The organism is Gallibacterium melopsittaci (assembly GCF_042433085.1).
Taxonomy (GTDB): Bacteria; Pseudomonadota; Gammaproteobacteria; order Enterobacterales; family Pasteurellaceae; genus Gallibacterium; species Gallibacterium melopsittaci.
Map to the genome: position 1 here is coordinate 81,903 of NZ_JBHLWA010000010.1, position 13,954 is coordinate 95,856.

1 protein-coding gene is annotated in these 13,954 nt (G+C 42.6%); it reads right to left on the reverse strand.

Translation table 11 applies throughout. The annotated features are described in order from the left end of the window. Nucleotides 1-134 precede the first annotated feature (134 nt). Entirely contained in the window at nt 135-13,592 is a 13,458-nt protein-coding gene (locus ACFFHT_RS02485) for a YadA-like family protein (RefSeq protein ID WP_382373153.1), read from the reverse strand. Nucleotides 13,593-13,954: the final 362 nt, after the last annotated feature.

Sequence of the window (13,954 nt, forward strand, 5' to 3'; positions counted from 1 at the left end):
CTTAAAGCTAGGTTTGTTATTAGTCGGTATCGAATTTTTTAATCCAATTTCGTCTATTACTAAAGGCATAAAAAAAGTGCATCCATCTGGATGCACTTTATTTTTACTTCACAGTTTATCGGACTACTTAGTTATTACCAAGTATAACCAACACTTACAGAACCGCCTGTATCACCACCGCTGGTTGTCATACCAGAGATACGGATACCAACTTTTCCGTTGTCTGAGAGTTTAGAGAAGCCTAACGCTACTGCACTTTCTCCCTTGAAGGTCGCTGTGCCAACTGAAACGGTTGTACGTCCCGGTTGAGTGGTTTGTACTAAACCTGCAGTTGCCATCGCTCCTGCGATACCGCCTCTTGACTCTTTGGTTAAGTCGTCAACTCGTTTGTTCACTTGGTTGATGGCTTTCGTTGTACCTGCTGCTAATGCTTTAACTTGACCAACATTCGCCACATCAGTGTCTTCCACACCAGCTGCCACGCCAGTGATACGAGCTTTGTTCACATTCAACACTGGTACACTGTTACCTTCAGCATCTTCACCAGTTGTAGAAGTCAACTTCACGTTGCCTTCACCGATGGTGATAGAGTTTTCTACTTTAATGTCTTTACTTAAGCCAACTTTGTAGATTGTCTTATCAGACACACTAGTATCTTTCTCAACTTTAATGTTGCTATCTAAGTTAGTCACTTCAATATTCGCTCTCTTCACGACTTCTTTAAACGCTTCACTAATTGTTGTCTTACCAGTTCCGCCGATACCATTTGTACCATCTGTGCCATTCTTCACAGTCACTTTGCCATCTTTATTTTCAAAGTCACTACCAAGAACATCTGCAACAGATTGTGCTGTAGTATGGAGTTGTCCGCCATTAACAGCTTGTTTGCTGCCTGCTGCGACCTTACCGTCAGCAACGTTATCCACTGTTAAGCCTTTATCTGGATTATCTGGGTTAACCACTTTCATACCAGCAATAGTTGTATTGGTATTTGTTGGATCAATTTCACCATTAGGTTTAAGTGCAACAAACTTATCACCAACTTTCACTAAGGTATCACCTGCACTATTAACATAGCTCATTGGGATGCCGTTGACTTCGATAGTGTAGCTAATTACGTTAGCTGAACCAGAATCAACTTTGGACACTTTGGTATTCTTACCATCTACCATTACAACAGTGGTATTCGGTTTGACTGCACCAACGTTTCCAGTTTCTTTAACAACAACCTTACCATTCTCAACTTCTTGTGTCCCTGTGTTTAAGGTAAAGCCTGCATTAACATCTTTTTGGATATTAGTGACAGTATCGCCTAAGTTAGTGACTTTAGTATCAACTCCCTTGACTTTGTCATCCACATAACCCTTGTTAGCTGCATCGCTATCTTCAGTTGGTGTACCAATATTGGTAATTACAGAACCGCCAGCATCAATGGTTTTCTCTTTTTCACCCTCTTCACCGCCTTCTTTATTACGATTACCAAAGGTTAATGAACCATCAGTGTATTTACCGTTTTCATCAGTCGCACCACCGATAGAAGTAATACCAGTCAACTTATCGCTCAACTTAACATTTACGATACCACCCTCTTCTGTTGAAGTCTTGATGTTATCATCACCTTTGAAAGTGAGACCTTGTTTAAGTGAGGTTTCTTTAGCTGCCTCTGTGCCTGCCTTATAAGCGAGTTTAATTGCTGCATCGCTACCATCGTCCTTAGTACCATTGAGGTCTTTTTCAGTAATGACTTTTGACGCACCATCGGCACCGTCTTTACCATCAGCACCTTTAGTACCATTGGTACCGTTCTTAACAACAACATTACCTTTATCATCCACACCGATATAGCCGTCTTTGCCATCTTTACCATCTTTGTTTTTACCATCTAGTACGATGCCATCAAAGGTTGGAGTTTTCTTCATCTCAATGCTTAAGGTGCCGTCTGCACTGTTGTGAGTGATAAGGTTATCGGCAGTGTAATCCTCTGCGTAGGCTTTTCCTGCTTCAGGCTCTGTCGGTTTAGTATCTGTTGTATATGTTACTCCAGACTTACCAATGATATTCAACGCTGTACCTAATGGACGATGGATTTCTGCGCCATCATTACCGATAAAGGTTAAGCCAGCTTGAGCTACAGTTTGAAGATCGCCAACAGTTGCAGCGTTATTCAAGCCAGTGGTTCTGGTTAATAGACCGCTGTCACCAGCCACTGCATCACGTGCAGCTTTGATCAAGTCAGCTTTCGCCTTAGCCACAAGTTGCTCAGCCTTAGCTGTAGCCGCTGCTTCTTTAGCATTGTCATCGCCATCTACTTCTGCATCTTTTAATTTAGCAATTAAATCATTGTAGTCAGTCGCTTTTTCAGGCTCTGCTTTGTCTGCATTATAAGCCTCAACAGCAGCTTTCTTAGCGGCTTCATCGGTCACTAATCCTTTATCACCTAGGTTACCTTTAATATTTGCCAAGGTGGTTGGAGTTTGTGTTTTACCTTCTGGATTGACTGCAGAAAGCATTACATTTTCAGGCTTAACAACTTCACCATTACCAGCTTTAGCTAACGCTGCCAATGTTGTACCTGTCTTACCTTCTTTCGCTTCACCAGTTGCTGCATCGACATCCTCTTTCGCATACCAGAGTCCATCGTTCGCTTTCACTTTACCGTCCACTGTGTCGATTGTGTAATATTTGCCACTTTCGACTAATACACGTTCGCCAGTATCTGCTTTAGTGTAAACCACAGTACCTGCTGCGCCATCACGCAAGGCTTGGACTTTGTTAGCGGTTGTTGTGCCGTTTAGACCATCACGACCTGCTGGGCCTTGTAAGCCTGTACCTGGTTGTCCAGCTTCACCACCAACACCTGGCTCGCCATCACGTCCTGGCACACCACGGTCGCCGATAATCGTTTTACCATCAACACCATCTTTACCTGCGGCACCATCAATACCGTTGATAGGTTTAGTGCCAGCGCCAACTTTCGCTGCTAAGTCATCTAATTGCGCTTTATTAACTGCATCATTAGCATTCACTCCATTAGCAACATCGGTTAAACGTGCATGATTTACACTGATGGTTGGTGTTGTGCTTTCATCAATATCCTTGGTGTCAGGATTATCCTGAGTGCCATTATTAAAGGTAATACGCGCCTCATTAGCTGCACCATTAGTAGCTCCACCACCAATAGAAGTAATACCATTCAACTCTGGATTTAGGTTGTATTTCACAATACCGCCCGCATCAATTTGAGCTGTGGTATTAGTACCGTTTTTGAAGTCAAGACCAGTATCTAAAGCAACTTCTGCAGATTTAGTCAACTCTTTATCTTCAAGTTGAGCTTTATAACCTGTACCATTGCTAGTTTGATATTTCAATTTCACAATGGCATCGCTACCTTTAAGGTTTTCTTCGGTCACAACACGGGTGACTGACTCACCATCGGTACCGTTTAAACCATCCTTGCCATCAACACCATTCTTGTTGACAACAATATTGCCGTCTTTATCTACGCCAATAAAGCCATCTTTACCATCATCACCGTCTTTACCGTTGATAACGATACCTTCAAAGTGAGGTAATTTCTTCATCTCAATACTTAATGTACCGTCTTCACTGTTGTGAGTGATAAGGTTATCCGCAGAATATTTCTCTGCTTCATAACCAGTTGCTCCATATTTCGCACCCACTTTACCAATAATCTTCAACGCTGTACCTAATGGACGATGGATTTCTACATCATCATTGCCGATAAAGGTTAAGCCAGCTTGTGCCACAGTTTGAAGGTCACCAACAGTTGCAGCGTTATTCAAGCCTGTGGTTCTGGTTAATAGACCGCCATTGCCGTCTTTGTCATTACCTGCTACGGCTTTGCGAGCAGCTTCCACTTTAGCTTGCGCTTCAAGTTCAGCTTTGGCTGTCGCCATGCGCCCTTCTGCTACCTCTTTCCCTAGTTTAATCTTTAGTGCAGCATAATCACTAACTTTTTGTTTATCATCTGTTTGACTTGCGTTGTAATCCGCTACCGCTTTGTCTTTAGCTGCATCGTCAGCAATTTTTTCTGGAGTTGCAGCCACAGTACCTTTGATATTATCCAACACAGTAGCCGTATTGGTTGTACCATTCGGATTGACTGCAGAAAGCATTACTTTGTCAGCAGAGAGATGTTTATTCGAATCGTTACCAGCAAGGTCAGCTAGCGTTTGACCTGTCTTACCTGCTTTCGCTTCGCCAGTTTTTTCATCGACATCATCTTTCGCATACCAAAGTCCATCGTTCGCTTTCACTTTGTCTTTCACTGTGTCGATTGTGTAATATTGGCCATTTTCGACTAATACACGTTCGCCAGTATCCGCTTTAGTGTAAACCACAGTACCTGCTGCGCCATCACGCAAGGCTTGGACTTTGTTGGCAGTCGTTGTGCCGTTTAGACCATCACGACCTGCTGGTCCTTGTAAGCCATTGCTACCTTTTTCTCCGTTTGTTCCTGGCACACCACGGTCGCCGATAATGCTTGCGCCATCTTTACCTGCGGCACCATCAATACCGTTGATAGGTTTAGTACCAGCGCCAACTTTCGCTGCTAAGTCATCTAATTGCGCTTTATTCACTGCGGAATCGCCAGTTTCACCCGCAGCAATACCACGCACGACAACATCATTAGCCGTTGGATTCTTAGCATCTTCCTCTGTGCCATTGGTTAGGTTAAGAACTGTCTTACCTTTATCCGCTACACCGTCCGCTGTTGATTTCGTTGGGGTTAAGGTCACTTTCGCATTAGCTGGGGCTTCCTTACCATTATCCAAGGTTACGCCTGTGAAGGATGGGTTCTTCAACATTTCAATGCGTAAGGTGCCTTTATCATTATGGGTGATAAGGTTTTCATCACTGTATAGCTTACTGGTGTCGCTCTTATACTTCGCATCTTTCTTACCTTCGATATTTAATACAGCACCTAAGGCTTTATGGATACGATTTGCGTTTTGCTCACCATCCTCTTGGTTGCCTAAAATATCTAAGCCTGCCATACCTAAAGCTTGTAAATCTGCTAGGGTTGCAGCACGATTCAAGTCACGGCCTTGTTTAGCGTATAAGCCTGTTGCTTCTTCAGTACTAGTCTTCGCTTTACCAATTACAGCTTGTGCAGCATCTTTGGTGATTGGCACGCCACCAAGTGTGCTACCGTTGGCAGATGTACCACCAGTCTCAATACCTAAGCCACTGAGTAAATTACCTAACGCAATTGGTGTGGTTAAAGTATTCTTATCACCATCATTTTTATCCACTAATGAGAGATAAATATTTTCTGGATCACTGATAGCAGCTACTGTTTTCTTGTCACCAACAGGTGCGTTTTCATCTTTATTCCAAGCGCCATACCAAGCTTTAGTCACTTTATCGTAATAAAGGTCTTTAACATCATCGTATTTATAGAAGTTATCACCCGCTTTCACCACACGATGACCCTCTTTATCGGTATAAACCACAGTACCTTTTAAGCCTTGTTCTAACTTAGTAATACGATCGCCGATACTGTTGTGTTGGTTATTGTTAATACCTAAGGCTTCAGATAACTGACCGCCAGTAACTGCATCTTTAGAACCAGCCTTAATCTCACCATCAGCTAAACCTGTGAGTTTAACATCGTTGGCAACGATACTTGCTGCAGCATCCCCTTTAGCACTATTAAAGGTTAAGCGCGCTTCTTGGGCTACATCTTTACTACCAGCTGTATCATCTGTCGCGTCACGAGAACCACTACCGATAGAGGTAATCTTACGAAGATTAGGATCTAAAGTGAAATCAACAACACCTTCTTGCGCACCTAGGCTAATTTGAATGTTGTTATTGTTAGGAGATGCAGTTGTTTCCCCACGGAAATCAAAACCAACTGCAGCTGTTACTGTTTTACCACCCGTTGCATTCGCTTTATACGAAATTGCTGTACCAGAGAAATTGCCCTCACTTAAGGCTTTTAAAGCATCTTCTACTGCTTGAGTAGTTTTGATTCTTAATGAGGTTGGTTGATTATTCTCATCTTTATCATATTCCACGGTAACATAACCATCGCCCACAAAGCGTAATTCTTGGCCTAAAGCGACTGTTTTGGATACAGGTTTAGATTCGCCTTTCACTTCGGTCATTTCTGCGATATAGCCTGAATTAGTCATCCAATTCTTAGCAACATCCGCAGTGTCTAAGTTATCTTGAGATGCTACTTGATCTAAAGTACCGCTAGTTTGCCCTTTTCGATACACAGTTACAGTTTCGGTATCTGCATTATATTGTGCATAATAAATACCATCCCCTTTCTTATAGACATCATATTTAACGCCATTAATGGTTGCAGTTCGTTGTGCCTCTACTGAGGTGTGATAGTCATCAGTAAAGGTAATGCTTCCTCCTGTTGAACTTTCAAGATAAGTACCTCTCAACGCATCAGTTAGCATTTTCTTAGTTAACGCAATGCCCCAAGTATCGCCGTTGATACCTGTTCCATCCGTTGATTTTACAACTTGAATTAAGTTGTCGGCGTCTTTAGTAAACGCCCACTTTTGGCCAGTGCTGCTAGTTGCAGTTGCTGCTTGGATAGTCGGACGAGCTGCGTTAATCGCCGTATAGACTGCACTAGAAGTCACCGCTTTGGTACCCTTTTCGGTAACTTTTGTATCTTTATTAAGCGTTAAGGCAACGCTGCTACCGCTTGCGTTGGTGGTAATATCGTCATTACCAGTAATCGCAAATGAGAGTCCGTCTGATTTAAGTAATGTTTGAGTATCTGTTGCTGAAGCAGTTTCAGAACCTGCTGCTTTATCTCCAGTAAGCTTAAAGGTATTTTTCGCTAAAGCATCCGCATTCTCTAAACTCGTTTGCACATCCTTCTGTAACTTCGCTTTAGTCACATTTTGATCTGCAATCTTATCTGTTATGACTGCATTTGTACCCAACTGTTCAGAACCAATACCGCCAGATTTCACATTAATTTTGACTGTTTTCTTATCAGTAGCATCAATGGAAGTTTCTATGGTTTTACCATCACCTTTCACCCCAAACTCAATACCACTTTCTTGAGCTAGCGTTTGTGCATCAGTACTACCTGTAGTCGCATTGAGTTTAATAGTTTGGGCTGCTTTCGCATACTCTGTGGCTAAGTTAGTGGTGCCTGTGATTTCTTTCAATTTGGCATCATCTAATGCGACAGTGAAAGTTTTCTTACCATTAGTATCTGTTTCAGACGTAATCTCTAAAGCATCTGATGGCTTAGCTGTTGATTCTACCACATCGACTAAACCAGTAATCACGCTCTTACCATCCGCATCAATATTATCTAAGGCAATATTCGCTTTACCATTTAGTAACTCATTCACATTTTCGCTTGGAATATTAGCCAATTTATCTGTGATAGCCTTAGCTAATTTAATGCTTAAGCCTTGTCCACTTGCAGTGGTTTCGATTTGATTTTCTGTACCAGTAATCGCTAACGCTTGTTCAGCTAATTTTACAGCGCCTTTTTGGCTTGTATCTTTAACAGTATTATCACCTGTGAAATTCAATGTCACTGCGTTGATCGCTGCAGTGGTATCTTCCGGCATATTATCAAGCTTATCCGTTACCGCTTTAGTTAAGGCAATCGTTACTCCACCATTTGCGGCAGTAGTGGTGACATATTTATCAGTTGCTTTTCCACCTGTACCAGTTAAGCCATCACCCCAAATATTTAAGGCACCGCCTAGTGGAATATTTACTGAACCACCAACACGATCGGTAAAGTTCATCCCAGCCACAGCCAACGCTTGTAAGTCAGCGGCAGTGGCTGCACGGTTAAGTTCTGCGCCTTTCATTGCGAATAGACCTGTAGGATTTGTACCAGCTGTTCCCACTTTCACTTTCGCATTCTCTAACGTAATTGGTGCAGTAGTATCTATAATACCCAACGCACTCGCAATATTCGCTAAAGTCACTGGAGTTGCAGTTTTACCATCTGGGTTGACGGCAGAGAGGATAACCTTATCACTTGCAAGTATATCTGCTTCAGCAGTCACTAACTGTGCTAATGATTTACCTTTCTTCTCTATTTTAGCTTGCTCTTTTACAGAACCATCTGGATTAACATCAGTTGCGTCATACCATAAACCATCATTTGCTTTTACTTTATTTGCTAATTCAGCTGCACCAGCGTTGTAATACTTACCATTTTCCGCTAACACACGGTTTCCAGCGGTATCGGTGTACACGACTGTACCTGAAACACCATCACGGAGTGATTGGACTTTATTAGCTAAAGTCGTACCGCTTTGACCGTCACGACCTGCTGGCCCTTGTAAACCTGGTGTGCCGTTCTGACCATCATCACCATCTTTACCAGGTACACCTTGTTGACCTCGGCTACCTGCCGTACCTGGAGTACCTGCGACAGACTCACCAGCAGCGCCAGTTGCACCGTCTACGCCATTGATTGGACCATTACCCACTTTTTCTGCTAAGTCAGTGAGGTATTTGTTAGTGTAGTATAGTTGTGAGCCGTTAATCGCATCAGTGGATGTCGCAGAAATCACACCTGCCGCAACGTTTTGGATTTGGCGTTCTTTACCCGCTGCGCCGACAGAGAAGACGGCGATGTTTTGATTGAGTTTCGCGTTAAGTGCCTGTTCTGCTTCAATTTTTTGTTGTCCGAGTGTCCTCAACTGTTCGGTTAGTAATTGGACCTCAGGATCACGGAGTCCCTTAGCATCCTTCAATTTTTTCCATTGATCAGATTTTGTAGTGTATTCAGCAAAAATTCGATCAAATTCCTCGACCAAAGGCTGTATTGTGGCTTTATCAAAAGATTTTCCTGTAGGATTAGCGGCTACAGTCTCTCCTCCAATAGAGAATGAGCCTGTATGTGCAAGGCTATTAGCTTGAGCACCCAGACCGATAGCAACACTAGACCATGCAGCTGCATCAGTTACGCCACTATTACGCCCAATCGCTACTGAGTCACCCATAGCTGCCTTTGCTGTTACACCAACAGCAATCGCATTGTAACCAGAAGCCTGTCCAGCTTGCAACGCTAAGGCACGTACACCAGAAGCGACTGAACCAGGACCAAGGGCACTGGCATACTCTGCTGTTGCACCTGCATTTGCCCCTAACGCTACACTACCTCTCGCACTACCATAAGCCTGGTTACCAATCACTACTGCACTGCGACCGACTGTACCAGTTTGTTTAGCGTCCAAATTCTCTAAACTTGTACCAGCCTGGCGACCAATCACGACGGCACCCTCAGCATCAGTAGTGGTTGCTTGGATATCTTGACCGATGACTACCATGTTTTGAGAATCGGCTTTGACGGTATCACCAACTGCAATACTGCTCTTCTTGTTTGCCTTGGCGTCGGTACCGATAGCGATAGCACGGATTTCACCGTCTTTTTCTGCCTGAGTAGCTCCATTTGGATTAGCGGCAACGCCTGCTGTCGCATTACGACCCACAGCAATACTGTCTGTGCCTAAAGCACCAGAGTGTTCCTTATCGTAGTTAGTGCCTGCTTTATCTGCAGGCTCAGCTGAATTCACATTAACCCAATTGACACTCGCATCCCCAATGCCCAGTTTAGTACGCCATGTATTCCAAATAGCATTTTGCGCATTAGCTGCATCAATATCAGCTTGGTTTGTAACGGTAGAGTCATCTTTCGTTTCTGCTGGTACTGCTACTTTTTCAGGCAAATTAGAACCATCGATTTTAACGTAGGTATTACCTAAATTATTTACATTATCTTGGACACCATTAATTTTGGTTAATAAACCAGAAGTAATAGAGAATAGTTGCGAACCGTTGATGGCATCGGTGGAAGTAGCAGAAATTGTACCTGCTGCCACGCCTTGTAATAGACGATTAAAGGTTGCACCGCCGATTGTGACAATACTACTTGGATTATCTCCAGCAAAATTACTAAAGGTAGTACTGCTTACCGTAACACTGTTATAAGAATTACCTAGAGCACGGCTACGATCACCAGTGATACGTTGGCTGCTGTCACCCAAATAAACAGACATTCCTAAGTCTGCATTAATATTATGACCTAAGATGACAGACCATCCTTTATCAGTACCTTGTGTATAATTCACCGTATTGTCGCGTCCAATGACAATACTTCCTGTAGATTTACCACTTGCTGCTGTGCTCTTAGAGCCATTAGTAATCGCATCCGCACCCGCCAAAGTATTACGTAAACCAATAACAAAGGATTCTGTTTCTCCCTTACCGATAATATTGTTATTACCCATAATAAAGGAGCTGGTAGCATTGTTTTGAATAGTGTTGCTATTACCAACTGCATAAGATTGCATGGCAGAGATTATATTTACATTACCAAATGTGCCTGCCTTATTAGCCTTAATTGTATTCCCTTGCCCCACAATAGTAGATAGACCATTGTTTTGTTCATCTGCCAACTCTACTTTACTATCTGCACCAATCACAATGGTGTTTGTACCTTGAGATTTTGCTTGATAGCCGATAGCGATACCACCACCATTTCGAACTTCTGTTTCTGTACCAATGGCAATGGCATCTGAGCCAGTTATACCGTCATTAGATGCCGTACCTTGAGCGCCTCTACCAGCTTGGAAGCCGATAGCGATGGAATTTTGTCCACCCTTATTGTTAGCATCCACTGTCGTTTTAGTCTTCGCCCTATAACCCAATGCGATAGAGTCTGCTCCTTGAGCACCGTCGTTTTTGAAGTTGCTGTCTTCTATTTTCGCTTTGAGTGCTTTTTCTTCTGTAGAAAGAATGTCCACTTTCTTATCAGCGTCAAAGCCTGAGGTTAACTGCTTAACTATCGCATCGTATTCAGTTTTGTTGACTCCATTCTGAGTAATAGTATCTAGCTTATCCTGTACATCCTTCAAACCAGCAGAACGCGTCGCAAAATCAGTTTTGTCAGAGAGTTTATCCATGCGAGCTTTAATATCATCTAGTGCAGCTGTATTAATGGTTTCTCCATTGAGTTTTTGACGCGCGACAAAACCTAGGTATTGTTTTCTAAGCGTGATGTATTCGTTATAGTTACTTTCCTTATTGACGACCGCTGCTAATTGACCTGCCTTACCCTGTGTATTTTGGGTATCAATAGACATATATTGGAATAAACCAGAAGAGTTTTCAGAACCAATGATGTTGCTGATACGTTCGCCTAGGGTTTTTAATTGTGCAACGTTGACCGCATCACTGTCATTGGCACCAGAGGCAACGTTGACAATACGACGTTCTTGGTTAATTGCACCCACAGAGATAACACCAGTTGCTGCAGAGGTTGGGATGGCGACGGCACCATCAGCTACCCAACCTGGTTTGTTAAGATCCTCAGGTTTGTAATCTGTCTTAGAATTTACACCAAGTGCCACAGAATTATGAATGTCAGCGACTGAGTTGTTACCTACTGCCATCGCATTAAATGCAGTAGCTGTAGCCAGTTTACCGAATGCGGCAGCATTGCGGGCTAAATAACGATAAGAAGTGGTGGTTGTGCCATTCTCTGTTATAGAATTTTTAACCACTGTAGGTCCGTTAGGTTGGAAATTCGCAGCCTTAGACTCAGCCTCAGAAATAATAGTATAACCCTGAGCTCTGAGATTAGTCTCAATAGTACCAACTTCCCCACTATTTGTAGTTGATGCCACAACGCCACCTGCTTTCGCCCCCACACCGATTACCACAGAGTCGTTAGCATAGGTACGTGCAGAATAACCTGCCACAAAAGCGTTTTCACCAGAAGCATATGCATTAACACCTAATGCCACAGAGTTAGCGGAAATATCGTCAACATGAGAAAAAGAGCCGATAGCAATGCCTGATTTTGCATCAGAGATGGTCGCATAACCCATGGAGATACTGTTGGCACGTAGAGCAAAAGAATAACGACCGATAGCGACACCATTAGCCGCACCATAGTCAATAGTAGACTGTTTCTCAGAGTCACCGAGTTGTAGGTTATAGATTTTCTTACCACCTATTTCGAGGAATTCATTACCATTTGCCGGATCTTTTCCATCCCTGCCTTTTTGATCAAAGAGTTTATTATCCGTGAATTTTTGCTCAATCCCTTCAGAGATTCTTTTTATGGTACCGTTCTCCTTCTGTGGCGTACCGTTTTTGTCCTTGGCAGATTCACCATTAATCAAGTCGTCAACACCAATATTAAACTTTGTAACATTCGTAGCATTGGTAGTACCATCGCTATTAATAATATCAAGTGCATGTAGACCAGCAGTGGCTTGTTTTAGTGCGTAGTACTCTGAATTCTTAACTCTGGCTCCAGCCACCGTACCATAACCAAAAGCGACTGCCCCCTTACCTACCGCTTTAGCGTTATAACCATAAGAGAAAGAGCCATCATGTGATGCTTCAGCACTGTTACCAATTGCGACTGAGTTTTTAGCAAAAACGCGAGAGTTTTCACCAATAGCGGTTGCACCAACAGCTCCATCATCTTGTACGCCATTAATCAAGCCTGGCCCTGAAACGAAAGCACGAATACCCATCGCGGTAGAGCGGTCAGCCAAGGCAAAAGAGAGCGAACCTACCGCAGTAGATACGACACCACCCGCAATGGTACGAGAACCGATTGCAATTGCGCCTTGTTTAGCAGCATAGGTAGGCGAGAAGATACGGTAGTCTTTGATAAGGTCATCGGTTGTGTCTTCTTTAGTCCCTTTGTCGTCTAAAGTAACCGTCTTATTATATTTATCATTAAAGCCAGCTTCGCCTTTGAAGAACCACCCTGTTTTATTATTGGCATTGGGGTCTGCATTATAGAGATCGCCAAAAATGCTCTTCAAGGTAGCATCAGGTAATTTATCAGCAAAAGGTGATGTGACAAAATCGGTAGAGCCGATGAGGTCATCATTACCGATAGCAATAGAAGATTCGCCGCGTGCATAAACGTTGCCCCCGATGGCGACGGATTGAGATGCTGCACCTGAAGTATTCCCTACGACAACAGCTTGGTCGCCCATTGCTTTTGATTGAGAACCCACAAGAGTGGCTCCACCAGCATCACTGCCAGTCCAGTTATAAATACCTGAGTTATATCCGATTAATACGCTTCGTTCAATCGCATTGCCTTTGTCAGTATCACCATTTGCAAAAGCTCGACCAATTAAAACAGAGTTGCTACCGCCGTTAATCTGCCATGCCCCTACAAAACCAATGGCTACAGTACCTTCGCCTTTAAGACAAGCGGTATCATCATAGTCCTTGCCAGCTATTTTAGATGCATAAGAACCTGTTAAGTTAACGGTATAGTTGTCAGAACAATCTACCTGGTCTGCCGCCCCAGCTTTTTTAATCGCACCATAATTTTTTTCATAGATCCCATAGTCATTCCATGCCATAGCATTTTGCACTGGAACGATAAGCCCCAATCCAATCAATACAACTGCTGAGGCACTAGTTAGCGAAAATACCCCCCCCCTTAAGCGTTTTGGCGAAGACAATGAATGTTCTGCAATTTGTTCAGATTTTTCTTTGGTGTGATTTTTGGTAAGTTCAGAAACAGCTACGAAAATGCCACGAGTTTTATCAAAGATAACTTTAAATATATGGTTCATTAGATTCCTCTTTCCCCCCCCCCCATTACGGTATGAAATGTCCAGTTACTAAGTTTTTCTAGATAAATTAAATATTCTGCTTCCGTGTCAGGATATTCATGTAGTAAAAATAGCAAAATTCTAGCAACTCTATAAAGCTATGTAAATATAAAAATAACGTTTTAATTACATTAAGTCACTTATTTAGTACTCAATAGAAAAAGCAAACGTTTACGTAAAATCAAACCCAAACAAGCTAGAAAATAAACAATTTTGACTTACATCAAAAAAAATAATTAAATAATTGATATTTAAAGGAATATTTAAATATATCTTTATTCCGTATATTTTACACTTATGTTAAAATTGTTTATAAAATATAA

Coding starts and splice junctions, on each gene's coding strand:
- ACFFHT_RS02485 (WP_382373153.1), bottom strand. CDS start 13,592: ATGAACCATATATTTAAAGTTATCTTTGATAAAACTCGTGGCATTTTC.